The organism is Petrimonas sp. (assembly GCF_963921705.1).
GTDB classification, from domain to species: domain Bacteria; phylum Bacteroidota; class Bacteroidia; order Bacteroidales; family Dysgonomonadaceae; genus Petrimonas; species Petrimonas sulfuriphila.
This window is the reverse complement of the sequence record NZ_OY997410.1, coordinates 2,636,209-2,656,748: the sequence shown is the minus strand read 5'-3', so window position 1 is coordinate 2,656,748 and position 20,540 is coordinate 2,636,209. Positions and strand designations below refer to the sequence as shown.

Annotated in this window: 17 protein-coding genes and 1 riboswitch; of the genes, 5 read left to right on the top strand and 12 right to left on the bottom strand. The window is 44.5% G+C overall.

Features of this window, described 5'->3' with window-relative positions; translation table 11 throughout:
* Positions 1 to 138 precede the first annotated feature (138 nt).
* Positions 139 to 288: a hypothetical protein gene (locus AACM02_RS11115; RefSeq protein WP_214062124.1), complete on the top strand. Its 150-nt coding sequence runs from the start codon at positions 139 to 141 to the stop codon at positions 286 to 288.
* Positions 289 to 304: 16 nt separating this feature from the next.
* Here the strand turns inward: AACM02_RS11115 and pnuC are convergent, their stop codons facing one another.
* Together pnuC and AACM02_RS11105 are read right to left on the bottom strand one after the other, a co-directional pair.
* A complete protein-coding gene (gene pnuC / locus AACM02_RS11110) occupies positions 305 to 886 on the bottom strand; it encodes a nicotinamide riboside transporter PnuC (protein WP_286848664.1) in 582 nt (193 codons plus the stop codon).
* A 78-nt stretch (positions 887 to 964) separates the two neighbouring features.
* Positions 965 to 3,253, bottom strand: coding sequence for a TonB-dependent receptor domain-containing protein (locus AACM02_RS11105; RefSeq protein ID WP_339117014.1), 2,289 nt, complete (start codon positions 3,251 to 3,253; stop codon positions 965 to 967).
* 174 nt (positions 3,254 to 3,427) lie between these two features.
* Positions 3,428 to 3,524: riboswitch (TPP riboswitch) on the bottom strand.
* A 159-nt stretch (positions 3,525 to 3,683) separates the two neighbouring features.
* Between AACM02_RS11105 and AACM02_RS11100 the strand changes: the two genes are divergently transcribed.
* Complete coding sequence (locus AACM02_RS11100) at positions 3,684 to 5,951, top strand: RelA/SpoT family protein (RefSeq protein WP_339117013.1); 2,268 nt, start codon at positions 3,684 to 3,686, stop codon at positions 5,949 to 5,951.
* Between the two features lie 10 nt (positions 5,952 to 5,961).
* Here the strand turns inward: AACM02_RS11100 and AACM02_RS11095 are convergent, their stop codons facing one another.
* The 4 genes from AACM02_RS11095 to miaB all read right to left on the bottom strand — a co-directional run bounded on the left by AACM02_RS11095 (position 5,962) and on the right by miaB (position 8,453).
* Positions 5,962 to 6,342 carry a hypothetical protein gene (locus AACM02_RS11095; protein WP_339117012.1) on the bottom strand — a complete coding sequence of 127 codons (381 nt, stop codon included), beginning with the start codon at positions 6,340 to 6,342 and terminating at the stop codon, positions 5,962 to 5,964.
* Positions 6,342 to 6,722: a phage holin family protein gene (locus tag AACM02_RS11090; protein WP_321719693.1), complete on the bottom strand. Its 381-nt coding sequence runs from the start codon at positions 6,720 to 6,722 to the stop codon at positions 6,342 to 6,344. The genes AACM02_RS11095 and AACM02_RS11090 overlap by 1 nt, the downstream gene beginning before the upstream one ends.
* A 12-nt stretch (positions 6,723 to 6,734) precedes the next feature.
* The gene (locus AACM02_RS11085; protein WP_332457458.1) at positions 6,735 to 6,977 is read right to left on the bottom strand and encodes a YtxH domain-containing protein; all 243 of its coding nucleotides are present in this window, start codon (positions 6,975 to 6,977) and stop codon (positions 6,735 to 6,737) included.
* Positions 6,978 to 7,097: 120 nt separating this feature from the next.
* Entirely contained in the window at positions 7,098 to 8,453 is a 1,356-nt protein-coding gene (miaB, locus tag AACM02_RS11080; protein ID WP_332457457.1) for a tRNA (N6-isopentenyl adenosine(37)-C2)-methylthiotransferase MiaB, read from the bottom strand.
* Between the two features lie 256 nt (positions 8,454 to 8,709).
* Between miaB and AACM02_RS11075 the strand changes: the two genes are divergently transcribed.
* The 3 genes from AACM02_RS11075 (at position 8,710) to AACM02_RS11065 (ending at position 11,115) form a co-directional block, all read left to right on the top strand.
* Complete coding sequence (locus tag AACM02_RS11075) at positions 8,710 to 9,183, top strand: hypothetical protein (protein WP_332457456.1); 474 nt, start codon at positions 8,710 to 8,712, stop codon at positions 9,181 to 9,183.
* A gap of 52 nt (positions 9,184 to 9,235) precedes the next feature.
* A complete protein-coding gene (locus AACM02_RS11070) occupies positions 9,236 to 10,738 on the top strand; it encodes a succinate CoA transferase (protein ID WP_214062096.1) in 1,503 nt (500 codons plus the stop codon).
* 125 nt (positions 10,739 to 10,863) lie between these two features.
* Positions 10,864 to 11,115 (top strand): GlsB/YeaQ/YmgE family stress response membrane protein, encoded by a 252-nt coding sequence (locus AACM02_RS11065; RefSeq protein ID WP_214062097.1) that lies wholly within the window; start codon positions 10,864 to 10,866, stop codon positions 11,113 to 11,115.
* A 51-nt stretch (positions 11,116 to 11,166) separates the two neighbouring features.
* On the opposite strand, the gene AACM02_RS11060 is transcribed toward AACM02_RS11065, so the two are convergent.
* From AACM02_RS11060 to clpP, 6 genes are all read right to left on the bottom strand, one after another.
* Positions 11,167 to 12,633, bottom strand: a complete 1,467-nt coding sequence (locus tag AACM02_RS11060; RefSeq protein ID WP_339117011.1) for a TrkH family potassium uptake protein — start codon at positions 12,631 to 12,633, stop codon at positions 11,167 to 11,169.
* A 2-nt stretch (positions 12,634 to 12,635) separates the two neighbouring features.
* Positions 12,636 to 13,973, bottom strand: a complete 1,338-nt coding sequence (gene trkA, locus AACM02_RS11055; protein ID WP_332457453.1) for a Trk system potassium transporter TrkA — start codon at positions 13,971 to 13,973, stop codon at positions 12,636 to 12,638.
* Positions 13,974 to 14,046: 73 nt separating this feature from the next.
* Positions 14,047 to 15,990 carry a 1-deoxy-D-xylulose-5-phosphate synthase gene (gene dxs / locus AACM02_RS11050; protein WP_339117010.1) on the bottom strand — a complete coding sequence of 648 codons (1,944 nt, stop codon included), beginning with the start codon at positions 15,988 to 15,990 and terminating at the stop codon, positions 14,047 to 14,049.
* 69 nt (positions 15,991 to 16,059) lie between these two features.
* A complete protein-coding gene (gene recQ / locus AACM02_RS11045) occupies positions 16,060 to 18,261 on the bottom strand; it encodes a DNA helicase RecQ (RefSeq protein WP_339117009.1) in 2,202 nt (733 codons plus the stop codon).
* A gap of 223 nt (positions 18,262 to 18,484) precedes the next feature.
* Positions 18,485 to 19,726, bottom strand: coding sequence for an ATP-dependent Clp protease ATP-binding subunit ClpX (gene clpX / locus AACM02_RS11040; protein WP_339117008.1), 1,242 nt, complete (start codon positions 19,724 to 19,726; stop codon positions 18,485 to 18,487).
* Between the two features lie 92 nt (positions 19,727 to 19,818).
* Positions 19,819 to 20,493, bottom strand: a complete 675-nt coding sequence (clpP, locus tag AACM02_RS11035; protein WP_339117007.1) for an ATP-dependent Clp endopeptidase proteolytic subunit ClpP — start codon at positions 20,491 to 20,493, stop codon at positions 19,819 to 19,821.
* Between the last annotated feature and the right edge of the window lie 47 nt (positions 20,494 to 20,540).

Genomic DNA, 20,540 nt, shown 5'->3' with positions numbered 1-20,540 from the left:
CAAGTTTTTAACAAATTAACTAACTTGTAATCTCAAATCTTGATTTTTATAACTTTAAAAGCATCATCAGACATCAGACGCAAACTACGTGTTCTTACTTATGAATATGGAGTCTATCGACCTTCCCAAAACAGCATAATGAACTCCTATTCTGACGAATTTAACGCTCCCTCCAGACTTGCTATCTACAAAAGAATTATGGAGCTGTCAGGAGAAGGTTACAGCTACGGCAAATTTATAGAGTCTGATGCAATTAACAGGAGTGCAGGTACCCGAAGTGAACCTTAGGCGCCTCCGGTTGTAGTTAGACGGTAAAAGGGCGAAATTCATCCTTCATCATCCGCTTCCATTTGAAATATCCAAAAATGGAAATAACGGCATAGATGGCAAACAATCCGCTGGTGTAGTGTAGGTCTTTCCAGAAGTAAAGGCCGCAGGAAATACTGTTCACCACAAACCACAATCCCCACTGTTCGATGTATTTGAAAGCCAACATCCACATGGCAATTATGCTCAGGGCTGTAGTGAATGCATCTCCATACGGTACCGGGCTGTCTGTGTAGTTGACCAGGATAAAGGCTATAAGTGCAAAAATAGCAATACCCGCCAACGTTAACGGTACAATGAAACGGGTGGGAGTATGGGAGATCTTCCCGTTTTTTGCTGAATTCTTCTTCTTCTTTGTCCAGACCATCCATCCCCAGATACTTGCAAAGAAATAGTAGATGTTTATGCCCATGTCGGCATAAAACTTGGATTGGTAGAAGATGACAATATACACCACCGGCATAATAACGCCGAAGAGCCACAACCAGCGGTTGGCTTTGTATTCGAGATAGAGGTAGATAAGCCCGATAACGGCTCCAATAATTTCAAGGGTCTGCATATGAATTGCGGGTTATATTTTGCAGGCCGGGCCGGGTGAGCCGCAGCCCGCAAAAACTTCTTTTCAGGCGAACAGGGTTTAGAAACTAACCGTTAGACGTGCCATATAATTCCGGGTAGCTTGCGGATAGTAGCCAATCCAGTTTACGCTGCTACCATCCTCTTCAAATACTTCGGTAGAAGCCCACCCGTTGGCAATGTATTCTTTATTGAACAGGTTGTTCACGAAGAGCTGCAGTGCTATACTGCCCAACGGTGTTTTCTTGAATGTGTATCCGGCCGAGAAGTTGCTTACAAAATAGCCGTCAATCGATTTTGCATTGTCCGATGTGCTGTCGAGATACTGTTTGCTCACATATTTCCCCAACAAATTGAAATAGAGCGCCGGAAGAGGCTGATAGGTCAGGCTAGCCATACCCACCAGGTTGGGAGAATAGGAAATGTGGGTTGTCCCCAACTCTTTACGGGTCTGTTTGCGTACCTGCTTGCCGTTTTTTTCTATATAAACTTCGTTCCAGTCATTGCTGTTGTCGTACAGATCGAAATAGGCCGTGTAATTGTTGATTTTGTTCCGGCTCAATGTGGCGTTGGCATCAAAACGAAATTTGTCGTTTGCCAACGGTACCGATGCTTCCAGTTCCACACCTGTCCGGTAACTGTCTTTCACGTTCTCCATCAACTTGTATCCCACGTCGTTGAGCTTTCCGGTTTGCACCATCTGGTTTTTGTAATCCATGTAGTAAATGTTTGCACCCAGGCTCACACCGTTTTCGTGGGAGAAACGATATCCCAACTCATAGTCGATCATTTTTTCGGGACAGATCCGCTCTTCTCCTCCGCCTCCCTTGATGCTTTCCTTCAAGTCGGTCCGAAGCGGTTCGCGCTGCCCAACAGCCACCGAGGCATACAGGTTGTTGCGGTTATCTATCCGGTAGGAGGCTCCGGCTTTGGGATTAAAGAAGGAGTATTTGAAGTGGCTGGTGATATCCGCCAGGTCGTCATCAATTCCTGAAAAATCATAATCGATATGCCTGTACTGGAGATCGCCGAAGAGCGAAACTTTTTCGTTGAGCCGGTATTCCGCTTTCGTGAAGAAGTTGAATTCACCCTTCTTCCCTACATTTCGGTACCATTCGTAATCTTCGGGGATGTTTTGATTGAATTTTATCCAGGGCAGTTTGCCGTAGTGGTCGCCGTCGTAGAAACTGTACATCCCGCCGAAAGACCAGTCGAGCGCATTTTTGGTGTATAAGAATGCCAGGTTTGCCACGTAAAAATCGTTGCGCATCAGTTTCTGGCGGATTAACGGTGAGCGCGAATAGGTTACTCCGTTTACCGTTTGATCAGGCAACCCGTATTTCGAAAACTTATCGCCCCGCTTGAATCCGCCATACGGATCGGAACGATAATTTTCGTAATAACCAAAACCGTTGTTATAACTCAGGTTGGCATTGAGGGATAGATGGGTGTTGAGGTCGCGCGTAAACAGAAGTTGTACGATGTGTGAAAAGTAGTTGTCGGTTTCGTTATCGTAATAATGCACGTTATCGGCTTCGTCGATGTATTTTCCCGCGGGGTTGTATCTTCTTCCCTCTTTTTCCAGGTCTTCGGGGGAGATTCCTTCCCAGGTGATGCCTGTCTTCTGCCTACCATTGATATAACTCAACCGGAGCAATTGATTGTCCGTATAATGGGAAAGGGCAGCATACAGGTTGCTGTGATCTACAAATCCGTTGCGGATATATCCGTCACCCGTGTTTCGTGAATAACGTGCATCCAGCGACAGGCCGTTCTTTAGAATCCCGCTTCCAGCAGCGATAGTGGACGAAAACGTGTGATAACTGCCTGCTGATGTGGATGCTTCGCCATATGCCGTTGACCGTGCGCCTGCCGTTTTCATGGAGATGCTGGCGCCGAAAGCGGCAGCACCGTTTGTTGAGGTTCCTACGCCGCGCTGTACTTGAATACTTTGCAGGGACGATGATAAATCGGGTAGATTTACCCAGTAAACTTCCTGACTCTCAGGATTGTTTAACGGCATGCCGTTTAGCGTAACATTGATGCGGGTGGCATCCGTTCCGCGTATGCGCATGGAGGTGTTTCCCACGCCCAATCCGTCTTCGCTGAAAAACACCAGCGATGGAATGCCCTGCAGGATTGCCGGGATATTTCGGGCTGCGTTTTCTTTTCTGATTTCTGCCTGGGAAACATTGCTGTACGCCATCGGCGTGTTCTTTCCCGCCCGGGTGGAAGAGACCACCACTTCTTCGAGATGTATGTTCTTTAAACTGTCGGTTTGTTCGTCTGCCTGAGCAAACAAGGAAAGGTTCAGGGCCAGAAGCCCTGCAAGAATAACTGCCTTTTTCATTTACAAGTAGTTTTTATGACACAAGAAACAAGTGTTTTTTTGCGTCGGATGAGTAAAATAAAAAAGGGGATTTTTGAAAGATTTACCTAAAAACAAAATCACCAAGCTACAATGTTATTCAATTGTACGGCTAATAACGCGGAGCGTATACCTGTTGAATATCCATTGATTTTTTTGTGATCTTTTTTTGTTTCCCTCCGCCGGCATTATCCGGATCAGGTATTTGGGTATGATCTCAGCCCGTTGTTATGTGGCACCCCTGTATTTGACAAAACAAAGTTACTTCATTTTTGTTCACCAAACAATAAAAACCGCAATTTTTAACGTTCCAACAATAAAAAATCTGTTACGTGTGACTTTGATAGCTGTTTTATTTGTAATTTCGTTCCTTCATTGCAACGTTCAATTACGGTATGTTTTAAATGAAAATATGAGCGAAGAAGATAAACTTGCGGCAGAAGATCGGATGATCGAGGATGAGTTTCAGGCACTTATTAACGATTATTTAAATTCGAACCACCGGCGTAAAGTGGAAGTCATTACCAAAGCCTTTAATATGGCGAAGGAAGCCCACAAAGGAGCACGCCGTCGTTCGGGAGAGCCGTACATTATGCATCCGCTGGCCGTAGCAAGGATTGTTTCCCGGGAAATGGGACTGGGGTCAACCTCCATATCGGCCGCATTACTGCACGATGTGGTGGAGGATACCGACTATACGGTTGGAGATCTTGAAGTGATTTTCGGAGATAAGATTGCGCAGATCGTTGACGGATTAACAAAAATCTCACACGGCATGTTTGGTGAGAACGTATCGGCTCAGGCGGAGAACTTTCGTAAACTCCTGTTGACCATGTCGGAAGACATTCGTGTGATCCTGATAAAAATTGCCGATCGACTGCACAATATGCGGACATTGTCGTCCATGACTCCCGCAAAGCAATTCAAGATAACCGGCGAAACCATGTACATTTATGCTCCTTTGGCGCATCGGTTGGGTCTTTTTGCCATCAAGACCGAGTTGGAAGAACTTTGCTTCAAGCACGAACACCCGGAATCTTACGCAGAGCTTTCGAATAAAGTAGAAACGTCTGCCCAGGAGCGGTTTGAGATTTATGAGAGCTTTGCCGAACCGGTGGTTAAAGCGCTCGATAAGATGAATATCGAATATGAGATGCGTGCCCGGGTAAAGTCCCTTTATTCCATTTGGAAGAAGATGCAGGCCAAAGGCATCGATTTTAACGAAGTATACGACCTTTTTGCTGTCAGGATCATCTTTGAGATCTATCCCGGGATGGATGAAAAAAAGCAATGTTGGGACATCTATTCCGCCATTACAGATATTTACAAATTACGCCCCGACCGTATCCGTGATTGGGTAAGCCATCCCAAAGCCAACGGTTATCAGGCACTTCACCTGACGGTGATGGGTCCCGACGGGAAATGGATCGAAATACAGATCCGGAGCCGGCGAATGGACGATATTGCGGAAAAAGGTTTTGCTGCCCATTGGAAATACAAGGAGAACCGGATAGAGGAAGACAACGAACTGGATAAATGGCTGAAAACGATTCAGGAGGTATTGGCCAATCCCAACCCTAACGCCATCGATTTTCTGGATACGGTAAAAATGAACCTGTTCGCTTCCGAGATTTTTGTTTTCACCCCAAAAGGCGAAATCAAAACCCTTCCCCTGGGTGCTACCGCCCTCGATTTTGCATACAACATCCACACCCGCATAGGCGACCACTGCCTGGGAGCAAAAGTGAACCATACGCTGGTTCCGCTTAGCCAGAAACTGAAAAGCGGCGATCAGGTAGAGATTCTGACGTCCCAATCGCAACAACCACAACCCGAGTGGCTCAATTACGTTACAACCGCCAAGGCCCGAACCAAGATAGAAGCCGCAATCCGCCGGCAAAGGAGAAGAATAAGCGAGCGAGGTCAAAAAATGTTGGAAGAGTTTGTCGGAGAAGAACAACTCGATAATACCCTGTACAACAAAACCCTGAATTATTATAAAGTAGAAAAGCGGGAAGATTTGCATTATGGCCTGGGGAATGGTGACCTGAAACTTCCCGATTCCAGGGATAAGTTACTTAAACAACGGGAAACAGTGGAACCCAAGCAAGACAACCTGTTTGTTCGTTATATGAAACAGGCCATGAGCGGTTTTAAAAAAGCCCCTGAGGAAAGCAGGAGTGACATTGCTGTTGCAAGTCCTGCAAAAACCGGAGAAATAGACAAGAAGGCGATATATAAACTGCACGAGGTGAGTTTCAAGAAAAATTTTATTGTTGCTTCTTGCTGCAATCCGTTGCCCGGTGATGATGTTTTTGGATTTATAACCGACAAAAATGAAGTGGAAGTTCACAAACGCTCCTGCGAAACAGGCATAAAGTTGAAATCGCGTTTTGGGGAAAGAATCCTGGCGACGGAGTGGGGCGACTATAAACAGTATTCTTTTCTTTCAGCCATTGTTTTTACGGGCATTGACCGGATAGGCATCTTGAATACGATATTGTCTAAACTCGCAGAGGATATTGTGGTAAACATAAAAAGTGTGAACGTTACGTCGAAAGACGGTATTTTTGAAGGTGTTTTTCATGTTCATGTCCACAGTGTGGAAGATGTTAATGTCCTTATTTCGAAGATAGCAAAAGTGGACGGTGTAACCACCGTCCACAGAGCCTTAATTTAATCAAGTAGTTTTATTTTCGTTTCTTCCCTCCAAACAACCTACCGGTAATTTTTTTTACGGCAAAGGCCAGAATGGCCGGCTTGGCAACATTCCAGGCAATTCCACTTATTAAAGGTAAGTTTGAAAGGGCCAGGTTTATCCAGGGGTTACCCGGTTTTTTTGTTTTAAAGGGTACCACGGACGACGATGAGCCGTAAGACAGGTTGTCCACCGTTTCACTGAACTTGTTCTTGATACTGGTCGTTACGCCTTTGGTAAGCATAGATCCCCAGTTATCCGCCAGATACTGGATCTGATAAGATAGGCGTTGACCAGAAATTGTACGTTCCTCACGCAGTTTCTTCTTCTCCAGATGGAGCTCGTCGAGTGGAGTAAGTTTGTAACTTTTCATCAGCTTTTTGTTGTAAATTTAACCTCTTCGTCTTCCTGACGTTGCAGAAATTTGATTACAGAATTGATGATAGAGTGTTTCAGCGGCTTTTTTATCAACAACAAAACCAGAGTAAGAGCGATAGTGCCTAAAGTGACAATGCCAAAACCTTTCCAATTACTGTCAAAAACGTCTGCCAGGTAAAATCCGAGAGTGAGAAGTGCCAATGCCAATATCAGAAAAATGAAACTGACCAAAAACAGAGTAATGGCAGTTGAAGCCGCTCCCTTACTCACTTTTTCAAAAGCTTCGAGTTTTACAATCTCAATCGTGTTTGTCACATAACCCGTGACATCGCTTTTCATCTCTTCAAATAAGCTGGTAACCGTTTTGTCCTCCATCTGAGTTTCCTTTTAGTGTTTAGCCAATTCTTTTTTTGCTATTTCTGCAATGTCATCAATGTCTTCTTTCAGATCACTGACTTCGCTTTTTCCTTTATAGATAGCGGATTTTACATTCGCACGTACTTTATCGGCAAACGCGTTAGCTTGTTCAAGCCACTCTTCCTTTTTGTCGCTTCCCATAATATAACCGACAGCTGCTCCAAGCGCAATTCCAATTCCTAATCCGAGTAATAATTTTGCTTCTGATTTCATAATTTTGCTTTTTTAGATGTTAATAGTTTGTTTTCTTTGAAATGTTGTTTTCAATGTTGCCTATTTAGTAAAACGTTTTTTTTTTGAAAATGTTTACTCCCTCGGGAAAAAGTTGATTTATCAGTTCCCGCTAGGCTCTCCAAAAAGCGTTGCTGCAGTAAATCCGGTAATCTTGACTTTTACGAATTCTCCAATCCTGTGCTTTTGCTTGTCGAAAACAACCACCTTGTTCTGTTCAGTTCTTCCAAAGAGCTGTTCACGAGAGCGTTTTGAGAAACCCTCTACCAACACCTCAAACTCTTTTCCTACGTCCTGCTCGTTGCTTTTCTGCGAAAGTTCAAGCTGCAGGTCGATAATCTCCTGCAGACGGCGGCCTTTTACCTCCTCGGAAACATTGTCTTCCATTTTTTTCGCAGCGTATGTGCCCGGACGTTCGGAGTATTTGAACATAAAAGCCGAATCAAAGCCTACCTCACGCATAAGTGATAGTGTTTCCTGGTGATCTGCTTCGGTTTCACTGTGAAATCCACACATAATGTCGGTTGAGAGTCCGCAACCGGGAAGGATCCGTTTTATAGCGGCAATACGCTCTAAATACCATTTCCTGTCGTATCTCCGGTTCATCAGTTTCAACATGCGTGAACTCCCCGACTGTACAGGCAAATGGATATAATTGCACAAATTCTTGTACTTGGCAATGGTTTCCAATGTTTTGTCATTCATATCCCACGGGTGCGATGTGGTAAAACGGATACGCATTTGAGGTGCTTCCTCGGCAACCATTGCCAACAGATCGGAAAAATCGATAACTCTTCCGTCGTCTTCAAACTTGTATGAATTGACGTTCTGTCCTAACAAAGTGGCTTCGCGATAGCCTTTTCCCTTTAGGTCACGAATCTCGTTGAGGATGCTCTCCGGTTCCCGGCTTCGCTCCCTGCCACGCGTAAAAGGAACGATGCAGTAGTGGCAGAACTTATCGCATCCCCGCGTAATGGAAACAAACCCCGAAATATTTAATCCACTCATTTTTAATGGAATAACATCTTTGTAGGTTTCCGTTTTGGAAAGAACCACGTTGATTGCTTTTTCTCCGCGTTCGGCGGCCCCCATCAGGTTGGGTAAGTCGAGGTAGGCGTCGGGGCCGATTACCAGGTCAGCATGATGATTATCGATCAGTTCCTCTTTTACACGTTCTGCCATACATCCTAAAACACCGATGATGAGCTCTCCTCTCTTTTTTTTCTTCAAAGCGTTGAAATAGTCAAGCCGTTGTATCACGCGTTGTTCTGCATTGTCTCGGATGGAGCAGGTGTTGACAAAAATAGCATCGGCAGCCTTCTCGTCTTCGGTAACCGAGTATCCGTCCATCTCCATGATAGCTGCCACTACTTCGGAGTCGGCTACGTTCATTTGGCAACCGTACGTTTCGATAAATAGCCTTTTTTCTTTTTGATTATCTGTTGTTTCTGTGCTCATTTTTCTTTTTTTGCTGTAATTTTTTCTTAATGTCAGGAATTTATAAACATCTTAGTATATTTTAAACTAAAATATTTGTAAAATTTAAATTCTTGTTTTACTTTTGTCACGAACGAAAAAATAAAAATTTTTTCATAGTTAAGGTTTTGGTTAAACAATTAGGGGCGGCTGTGAAGTTGCCCCTGATTTTTTGAATAACCTTTCCTTTATTCGTGAAAATTGATTACTTTTGTCGGACTGCAAAATTAATCAATTTATGGAATTTGGCGACATTATTTATTTAATACTCATGCTTGCTTTCTTTGTTTTTGGAATTTTTAATGATTCAAAAAAAAAGAAAAAGAAAATAAGTAAAAGTACCCAACCTGTAAATTTAGAAGAAGAGTTTCGCGATGTGTTTCGGGAAGTTTTTCAAAAACCACAAAGACAACCTATTTCACCTCCAACTCCAAAGACCGTTAAGAATGAAAATCGACTCGCAAGGCCAGCAATGGCCTCAGCCAGGAGCACTCGTTGGGAATTTCAATCTTCCCTGGACCTGGTAACCGATTTCGAGGGAGAATCCTCGTTGAAAGGTTCCATGTTTGCAACCGAACGGTTCGACAATCATCATGAGATGAAAGAAATGGAAACGGTCCATCCTATTCTGGAGCAATTGAGGAGCAAAAACGGACAGTCTGAAATACGCAAGGCGGTTATCTACAGTGAAATACTGAACAGAAAATACTGACCTGACTCTTGTGTAACTAAAAAACAATGATATAAAAAACAAACAAAAATCTATGAGTCTTACTTATGTAACAGCGAAAGAGGCTGCTGCTCTTGTCAACCACAACGACAATGTGGGTTTTAGCGGCTTTACACACGCCGGATGTCCTAAAGTGGTTCCGGTTGAAATTGCCAAACGTGCCGAAGAAGAGCACGCTAAAGGCAATCCTTTTAAAATAGGCATGTTTACCGGTGCTTCCACCGGCGATTCTATCGATGGTAGCCTGGCTCGCGCCAATGCGGTAAAATTCCGCACACCCTATCAGACGAATAAAGATATGCGTAACGCCATTAACGCCGTTCAGCATGAACCGGTACAGTATTTCGACATGCACTTGTCTCAAGTGGCGCAGGAAATTCGTTACGGTTTTTTAGGAGGAGTGGATGTGGCTATTGTGGAAGCCTGTGAGGTTACCGATTCGGGAGAGATTGTTCCCACCAGCGGTGTTGGGATTATGCCCACCATTTGCCGTTTGGCCAAGATAGTTATTGTGGAGCTGAACGATAAGGTACCCGCCAAAATGCGCGGTGTGCATGATTTATATGAATTACAGGATCCTCCTAAACGCCGTCAGATAAATATTTTTGAAGTACAGGGGCGTGTAGGGTTGGAATACGTGAAAGTGGATCCTTCAAAAATTTATGTGGTAAGGACAAGTAAGGAAAATGAAGGCAGCGGTTTTGCACCGGTTGATGAGATTACGGAAAAAATCGGAGAGAACGTTTCGAACTTTTTCGTTTCTGAATTGAAAAAAGGACATATTCCGCCCACTTTCCTGCCTATTCAATCGGGTGTGGGAAACATTGCCAATGCTGTTCTTGCATCCATGGCACAGAACAAGGATATTCCCCGCTTCGAAGTATATACCGAGGTTATTCAGGATGCCGTGTTGGATATGATGCAAAAAGGGCATATCTCTTTTGCCAGCGGTTGCTCGCTTACGTTAAGCAACGAAGCAATGGAACGTTTTTATCGCGATTTGGATTTTTTCAAGAACAAGCTGGTGCTTCGTCCGTCGGAAATCTCCAACAATCCCGGTCTGGTGCGCCGGTTGGGAGTAATAGGCATCAATACAGCCATTGAAGCTGATATCTTCGGAAATGTAAACTCCACGCATGTGATGGGTAATATGATGATGAACGGTATCGGAGGTTCGGGTGATTTTACGCGAAGTGCTTATATCTCTATTTTTGTTACACCTTCAACCGCAAAAGATGGAAAAATAAGCGCCATTGTTCCGAAAGTGGCACACGAAGACCACAGCGAACATTCGGTGAAAGTAATTGTTTCGGAGTATGGCGTTGCTGATTTGCGCGGCAAGGGAACGTATGCCCGTGCTGAAGAGATCATTGAGAATTGCGCACATCCTAGCTACCGCCCGTTGTTGCACGATTACCTGAGTCTTACGAAAAAAGGGCACACACCGCAGAATTTATACGCTTGTTTTGAATTCCACAAGGCGTTTATGGAAACCGGTGATATGATCAACGCCGACTTTTCGAAATATAAAAAATAATCGTGGATGAATGTTTCTTCCAATGGTGTAGGAACAGAGGAAAATGATGGGGCGGTTCGAACAAAGCGTTAAAAGAATACGTTATAGAATAGTATTTTTTAATTAGCTAACTAAAATTTTTGATTATGGGAATTTTATCTTGGATCGTTTTAGGCCTGTTAGCAGGTTTGATAGCAAAAGCCATTCGCCCCGGAGCAGATCCGGGCGGTTGGATCGTAACCATCTTGATCGGTATCGCCGGCGGTGTCTTGGGCGGATGGATAGGTTCGTTGTTAGGCTGGGGGACCGTTGACGGATTCAGCCTTCGTACGCTGTTACTGGCCGTTGGAGGCGCACTGATCATTCTGTGGGTGTATGCCTTGTTGAAGAAAAAATGATGAACAGTTGTTCAAGGCAAGGGGCGACGCAAGTTGCCCTTTGTTGTTTTATCACTTCTTCCATAAACTTGAGGTGAAAAGCGAGAGTACCGTGAACACTTCAAGCCGGCCTACAATCATCAGGAAAGACAAGAAGTACTTGGCAAAACCGGTAGCGGTTGAAAAGTTCCCCGACGGGCCGAAATCGCCTAACCCAAAGCCATAACTGCTCATGCTCGAAACTGCGGCACCAATGGATTCGTCGAACGACATTCCGGTAAAACTCAGTACGATGGCACCCAGTCCGGTGATAGTCAGGTAAAGAAAAACGAAAGCAAGGACCTTTTCAACTACCGCATTTGAGTACACCTGCCCGTTAATCTTTACCATATACAATGCTTGCGGATGAACCTGGCGACGAAATACTACCTTTGTATTCTTTACCAAAATGATTAACCGGGATATCTTCATCCCGCCCGATGTTGAACCTTCGCTTCCGCAAAACAGAACCATAGCCAGGAAAAGGAACCAATAAAATTGTCCCCAACGCAGGAAGTCCGTAGTGGCATATCCGGTAGTGGTGATTGCCGCTACAACCTGAAAAAGAACGGTGCGGATAGTGTCTTCTACAGATCCCAACACGTTACCTTCGGCATACAAGGCCAGGGTAATGATAAACGTAAAGCCGAGAATCATAAAAGAGTACCACAAAAACTCCTCGTCCTTGAAAATCCGACCTGAGAAATTGCGGAACAGGTTGAACAGCAACAAAAAACGGATTCCGCCCGAGAACATCAGAAATATAATTACATATTCCGTATAGGCGGAGTTGAAATGAGCAATGCTGGCTTGTTTGGTGGAGAATCCTCCGGTGGAGATGCTGGTGAAAGCATGGCAGGCCGCATCAAATGCATTCATGGGACCTGCCCAGAGCAGGAGAAACCCGACTGCTGTTAGACCCAGGTAGGTGAAGGACATGTTTCGGGTGATGTCGCTGACACGCAGGCGAAGTTGTTCTTTGGAGATTCCGGTTGCCTCGGCATTGTAAAGATGGGAGGAGCTGCCCCCGAAGAGGGGCAAAAAAGACATCACAAAAATGATGATTCCGATGCCTCCAATCCATTGGGTAAAACTTCGCCAAAAATGAAGTGATTTAGGGAAGGCTTCTATGTTGATCAGGGTAGAGCTTCCGGTGGTGGTAAACCCGCAAACGCTTTCAAAGAAAGCATCCGTAAAAGAAGGGATGGCTCCACCGATCAAAAAAGGCAGCGTACCGTAAAGGGCCATCATCACCCATACAAGTGTGACGGTAAGGTAAACTTCCCGTTGGGAGATGCGTTTCTCTTTACGCTTCTTTCTTCCGATTAAAAATAAAACAAGCCCTGAAACGAACGTTATTAACGATGACAGGTAAAGGCTGTAAACGGAAGGTTCCTGATAAACTTCGCCAACAAATGCGGAAATAAGCATAAATGATGATTCGATCATCAAAATAAGTCCTATGCTGCTAAATACGAATTGATGGTTGAAGTTTCGCATAATCAATTGAAGAAACTCTCAATGCTTTTCAACGATGTATTCATAAAAAACACCATTACCTGGTCGTATGGCTCAATGAGCGTATCACCGTCAATAAGCATGGGTTCCCCGTTTCGGATAAGTGCGCCGAGAGTCATGTCGGAGGGTAAATTCAGGTTTTTGATCAGTTTTTTGGTGACTTTTGAGTTGGGTTTTGCAACAACTTCTCCTACGTTTGCATTTGAGAAAGTGAGGCATTTGATGTTTGAAGCATCCGCTTTGAGAAGAAGTTCGTATATTTTGCTGGCTGCCAACAGCTTTTTGTTGATTACGGTGCCGATATCGAAACGTTCGGCCATAGGAATATAATCTATGTTTTCTACCTCGGCAATGGTTTTTTTAACACCGTATTGCTTGGCCATCATACAGCCCAGGATGTTGGCTTCGGAATTTCCGGTAAGCGCAACAAATGCGTCCATATCGGAGATTCCTTCACTGAGTAACAACTCTGCATCGCGCGCATCACCCAGAAATATGGTAACGTTCGAAGGAGAAATCTCTACGAGTTTTTCCGCCCTTTCCCGGTTTTGTTCGATAATCTTTATGTTTATGTTTGACGGCAGGTATTGCACGGCCCGCATGGTAATCCGGCTACCGCCCATAAACATGACGTTTTTGGTTTCGAACGATGTCTTACCCATGATAGCAGGCATTTCATCGAGGTTTTTTCTTAACGTGGTAAAATAGAGAATATCGTTGGGTAAGATCTGATCACTTCCTTTCGGGATCAACGTTTGGTTTCCGCGTTTTATAACGACGATATGAAACTTTTTACCGACGTTTGGGAGTTCACGCAGGTACCAGTTGGCAATAGGCGCATTGGCCCTTATTTTGGCTGCGGTAAGTATTATGGAGCCGTTTGATAGTTCCCACCAAACCCTGGTCCAGGGAGTTTTGAGCGAAGAAACGATTTCACGTGCGGCCATCATTTCGGGATAGATCATGGAGTGAATGCCGAGCTTATCGAAAAACTCCACGTTCTTGGGCAGCAGGTACTCGTAATTATCAATTCTAGCCAGCGTTTTCTTGACGCCCAGATTGGCAGCAAGCATGCAAGCGTTAATGTTTTTGGACTCTTCCGGGGTAACACCGATAAAAAGATCCGAATCGGCAACGCCGGCTTCAGTAAGGTCTTTCAGCGATGTGCAGTTTCCGATGAAAGTCAATAACTCAGCGTTGTCGCGAACAGCCATCAGCCGCTCTTTGCTGCTGTCCATCAATGTGATATCGTGATTTTCCTGCCCAAGCAGTTTGGCAAGATGGGTGCCCACTTCTCCTGCTCCAGCTATTAATATTTTCATCAGTTATGGTTTATTACAATTGCTTCTGAACTCCATCCAGAATACGTTAACGGAAGAACAACTTTTCTGTTTTCTAGTTTCTCAGGTTACTTTGTTCCTGAATGACGACAATGGCCTGTTCCTGTTTTATTAATTCGTTTACCTCTATAATTTTTCGTAAAATACCCTCTTCATCAATCCCTGCAATTTTTTGCAACTCTGTTATTGCTCCGTGAGTGATAAACTCATCTGCTATCCCGATCCTGAAAATCCGGTTGTGGATAAAACCGTTATCAGCCAGAAATTCTATTACGGCACTTCCCATTCCGCCTTTTATTACTCCGTTTTCCAGCGTGATGATGTACTTGAATTTTCTGGCAACCTTACTCAACATCTCCTGATCGATTGGCTTCAGGAAAAGCATGTCGTAGTGTGCCACGCTAATTCCCATCTCTTCTGCCCGTGCAATGGCTTTTACCGCGCTGTTACCTATGGCGCCTATGGAAAGCAGGGCCATGTCTTTGCCCTTTTTCAACCTTTTCCCTTTTCCTATTGGGATGAGCTGCGGTGGGTTGCGCCAATCCACCATTACCCCCTGCCCACGCGGGTACCTGATCACAAACGGACCATCATTGCCGTAAACGGCTGTGTACATTAGGTTGCGGAGATCGTGTTCATTGAAAGGAGCCGAAATAACCAGGTTGGGAATGGGCCGAAGATATGCCAGGTCAAATACCCCGTGGTGCGTTGGCCCGTCTTCGCCCACCAGTCCGGCCCTGTCGAGACACATGATAACTTTGAGCTTTTGCAGCGCCACGTCGTGAATTACCTGATCGTAAGCCCGTTGCATAAACGATGAGTAGATATTGCAAAACGGGATGAAACCCTCTTTTGCCAATCCGGCGGAGAAAGTAACCGCATGCGCTTCGGCAATTCCCACATCAAAAGCCCTATCCGGCAATTTTTGCATCATATACGTCATGGAGCATCCCGTGGGCATAGCGGGTGTAATCCCGACAATTTTCTGGTTTTCTTCGGCAAGTTCCACCAGTGTATGTCCGAAAACATCCTGGTAGAGTTGCGGTTGATCAATTCTTTTTCTTACAATCCGTTCGCCTGTTTCTTTATCGAATAACCCGGGAGCATGCCAGATAGTGGCGGCTTTTTCTGCGGGTTTGAACCCTTTTCCCTTGACGGTTTTGATGTGAAGCAGTCTTGGTCCCTTCATGTCCCTGATGTTATGCAAAACCCGGATAAGTCCCGGCAGATCGTGTCCGTCAACCGGGCCGAAGTACCGGATATTGAACCCTTCGAACATATTTTGCTGTTGGGTAATAAGGGATTTTATGCTGTTGTTGAAGCGAAGCACAATGTTTTTCTTCTCTTCGGATATAAGGTTTTTGCTTTTGAAGGATTGGTAGACCCTGTTACGCATTTTGTTGTACTTGGACGATGTGGTCATTTTAACCAGATAATCCTTAATACCCCCCACATTACTGTCGATAGACATGTCGTTGTCGTTGAGTATGATGAGCAAGTTATTCGGCTGTGAGCAGGCATTGTTTAATCCTTCGTATGCGAGACCGCCGGTCATGGCTCCGTCTCCGATAATGGCCACTACATGCCGGTCTTCTTCACTATTAAGTGATGCAGCAACAGCCATCCCCAATGCAGCGGAAATGGAAGTGGAGGCGTGTCCGGCAACAAAAGTATCGTATATGCTTTCCTGCGGATTGGTAAATCCGGAAAGTCCACCCAGTTTGCGGTTTGTGTGGAAAACATCGCGCCGTCCGGTGAGTATCTTGTGTCCGTAAGCCTGATGGCCAACATCCCAAACCAGTTTGTCGTATGGCGTGTTGTATAGATAGTGAAGCGCAACGGTGAGTTCAACAGTACCTAAACTCGATGCAAAATGTCCGGGATTGTGAGAAAGCTGTTCAATAATGAACTCCCTCAAATCTTTGCAGACCTCCTTGAGTTGTTCAACATTGAACTTTTTGAGATCAGCCGGGCTATTTATGTCTTGTAAATATGTCATTCTTTTTGTTTTCTCTTCTCTTCGTTTCTGATAAACGAAGAATCGAGTTCGATGGTTCATTGTCTAGTGTTAATTCGCCATTTCGGAGAAAAACTTGATTCGGACCAAGCGGATTTCTGTTTCGGAATAATCGGAAAGTTCGTCCATAGCCTTATCCAGGTTATCGGTTTCGGCTTCCCGGAAATACTCGTAGATTTCTCTAACAGTATCCGTATCCATTACTTCTTCGAGGAAGTAGTTGATGTTTATTTTTGTACCCGAGTAGACAATAGCCTCAACTTCCGAAAGCATCTCGTTGAAATCTATTCCTTTGGATTCGGCCAGGTCGTCCAGGGCAACTTTTCTGTCGATAGCCTGTACGATAGAAACCTTGAGTTTTGATTTGTTAGCTACGGTCTTCACCCTCAAATCCTCGGGACGGATAATTTCGTTTTCTTCTACATGTTTCTTTATGAGTTCGATAAACTCCTGACCATAACGTTTTGCTTTGCCGGCCCCTACACCCGGAATATTCTGCAGCTCTTCCAGTGTAATGGGGTAAGACGTAGCCATCGCTTCCAGGGAAGCGGGCTGAAAAATAACATACGGCGGGACGTTGAGTTTTTTGGATATTTTCTTTCTTAAGTCTTTCATCATCGAAAATAATGCCGGGTCGGCAGCTCCGGAATTTCCCCCTCCCGATGCGATTACGCCTTCTTCGGATTCGAGTTCTTCGATATCGGCATCATCTTCATCTTCCTCTTTCGTGATTTTGAAAGAAACGGGTTTTTTCAGGAATTCTTTTCCTTTCTTTGTGATCTTAAGAATTCCGTAATTCTCGATGTCCTTTTTTAAATAATTGTCAAGTAGTGCTTGACGGATAACCGTTTCCCAAGTGCTCTCCTCTTCATCCGATCCTGATCCGAACTCTTCTAACTCATTGTGTTCAAATGTTTCTATTTCGGATGTTTCTTTTCCGAGTAAAAAATTAATCAAATAATCGGCCTTGTGCTTTTCCTTTAGCACGGAGATGGCCTCTAAAACGGTGACAAGTAATTCTTTAGCTTCCACTTTTATTTTTGGATTTAAACAATTATCGCAGTTCCCACAATTGGGCTCGTTGTAATCTTCGCCGAAATAATGCAAGAGCATTTTCCTCCGGCAAACGGAAGTTTCGGCATAGGCGGCTGTTTCTAACAGCAGTTGTTTCCCGATTTCCTGTTCGGAAACAGGCTTGCCCTGCATAAAACGTTCCAGTTTTTGCAAATCTTTGCTGGAATAGAAAGCAATACATTTGCCTTCTCCTCCGTCGCGGCCTGAACGGCCCGTCTCCTGGTAGTACCCTTCGAGACTTTTAGGTATGTCATAATGAATCACATAGCGTACATCGGGTTTGTCGATCCCCATGCCAAAAGCAATAGTAGCGACAATTACGTCTGCCTGCTCCATCAGAAACGCATCCTGATTGGCGCTTCGAGTGGCAGCGTCCATCCCGGCATGATAGGGCAGGGCCCGTATATCGTTGGCTTGCAGTATCTGTGCAAAATCGTCTACCTTTTTGCGGCTCAGGCAATAAACAATACCTGATTTTATGCCTTGAGAAAGGATATATTTTATGATCTCCTTATCAACTTTATCGGTTTTCTTTCTTACTTCGTAGTATAGATTGGACCGGTTGAAGGATGATTTAAAAACGGCTGCGTCCAGCATACCCAGTGTCTTCTGAATATCATGCTGCACCTTGGGTGTGGCCGTTGCCGTCAACGCAACGACTGGACGAGGGCCTATTTCGTTGATAATGGGTTTTATGCGCCGATATTCGGGGCGAAAATCATGTCCCCATTCCGATATACAGTGTGCTTCATCCACCGCGTAAAACGAGATGGGCACGTTTTGGAGAAAATCAATATTCTCCATCTTGGTAAGTGATTCGGGAGCAACATACAGCAACTTGGTTTTTCCCGAAACAATATCTTGTTTAACTTTCTCAATTTCCTGTTTATTCAGCGAAGAGTTCAGAAAATGAGCAACGCCGTCTTCTTCGCTAAAATTCCGCATGGCATCCACCTGATTTTTCATCAGTGCAATAAGTGGCGAAATGATGATTGCCGTACCTTTGGAAAGCAATGCCGGCAGCTGGTAACAAAGCGATTTTCCGCCCCCGGTAGGCATCAATACAAAAGTATCTTTCCCGGACAAGACGCTTTCGATAATGGCTTTTTGATTTCCTTTAAACGTGTCGAACCCGAAATATTTCTTTAATTCTTCGTATAGAGTCTTTTGTTTTTCCATAAGAGCAATTCCGCTACAAACTTAAAACATTTTTGTGCAAATGGAATAATGCAAATGTAAGAAAGTATTTTATATTTAAAAACAATTCCAATTCAAAAATAAACACTAAATTTAAGAATAAAAACCGAATAAACAAATTCTGATATTCATCTTTCGGGAGAAATAAAGACACAACAAACCACTTCCTGAAAAAGGAAGGAAAAGAGAAAAGAGAAAAGGCAATTTAAGCTACTCTCAGGTGCCGGAAATCCGATTTTTCGAAATGCTTCACCGCATATTCGCGTGTTACGTGTAGTTTTTTCTTGTCTTCGGAAGGCAAACTGAACATGGCGTCTATCATAATGGCTTCCACAATGGAACGTAACCCACGGGCACCGAGTTTGAATTCGATGGCTTTGTCAACAATGTACTCGTAAACATCCTTATCCAGGGTGAGTGTAACACCGTCCATGGAGAAGAGTTTTTCGTACTGTTTGATGATGGAGTTTTTGGGCTCGGTGAGGATTCTCAGCAAAGCATCCCTGTCTAAGGGTTCCAGATAGGTAAGTATAGGCAGGCGTCCGATAATTTCGGGTATTAAGCCAAAAGCTTTTAAATCCATCGGGGTGATGTACTGGAGCAGGTTGTTACGGTCTATATCGGCGGTTCTTCCGCTGGCTGCATAACCTACTACGCGCGTATTCAGCCTGTTGGCTATTTTTTTCTCAATCCCGTCGAAAGCGCCCCCGCAAACAAACAATATATTCTTGGTATTTACTGCAATCATGCGCTGTTCGGGATGCTTTCTTCCGCCTTGCGGAGGAACGTTTACGACTGATCCTTCCAGCAACTTCAACAATCCTTGTTGAACACCTTCGCCGCTGACATCGCGGGTGATGGACGGATTATCGCTTTTACGGGCAATTTTATCTATTTCATCGATAAAAACGATACCACGCTCTGCTGCGGCGACATCATAATCGGCAACCTGCAGCAACCGGGTGAGAATACTTTCAATGTCTTCTCCCACGTATCCGGCTTCAGTAAGAACAGTAGCGTCGACGATGGTAAACGGAACACGCAGCAGTTTGGCGATCGTCCTAGCCAACAAAGTTTTTCCTGTTCCGGTGGCACCGACCATAATGATGTTTGATTTTTCGATTTCCACATCGTCTTTCACCGTCTTTTGCAGGATTCGCTTATAATGGTTGTAAACTGAAACAGACAGAAAGCGTTTGGCACTGTCTTGGCCAATAACGTACTGGTCAAGAAATTCCTTGATCTGTTTCGGCTTGGGAAGTGAATTGAGTGAAATGTCGGGAGCCGATTTTCCACTGCTTTTGAACGTTTCGTTTACGATTTCATGTGCCTGCTCAGAACACATATCGCAGATATAACCCGATATTCCCGAGATAAGCAGGTTCACATCGTTTTCACTTCTTCCGCAGAAACTGCAATGATTGCTGCTGTTTGCTTTTTTTGCCATTTTATTAGACTTTTAGATATCAGGCATCAGATAACAGACGAACCTGACATTGTGGACTCCACACGTTGATCGGGGAATCCGCTCCGTTATTCCTACTTCTTCATCAATATTTCATCCACCATGCCGTATTCTTTTGCTTCTGAGGCACTCATCCAGAAGTCACGGTCAGAATCGCGGGATACTTCCTCGATGGGTCTTCCGGTATGTTTTGAAATGATGGCATTTAATTCCTGCTTTACCTTGGCGATTTCGCGCGCGGTAATTTCAATGTCCGATGCCTGTCCCTGAACGCCGCCCAACGGTTGGTGAATCATCACACGCGAGTGCGTCAGCGCAAAGCGCTTCTTGGGTGCTCCGGCAACCAGCAGAACAGCGGCCATAGATGCTGCCATCCCGGTACAGATGGTAGTTACGTTGCTGGAAATGAACTGCATGGTGTCATAAATTCCATAACCGGCATAAACCGATCCACCGGGAGAATTGATGTAAATGGAAATATCTTTTCCCTGATCGGCAGAGTCGAGGTAAAGCAGCTGTGCCTGTATGACGTTGGCGGTGTAATCGTCAATCTGGGTGCCCAGAAAAATGATCCGGTCCATCATCAGACGTGAAAATACATCCATTTGGGCAACGTTCAACTGACGTTCTTCGATAATGGTCGGAGAGATGTATCCGCCGCCTGCACTTATTATTTTTGTATAGCCGTCTAATCGGGCACTGCTCATCCCAAGATGCTTGACGGCATATTTTCTGAAATCGTTTTGCATAATTTTTTGTTTTTTTTATCACCGGTTTTACTCCTGATGCGATGTGT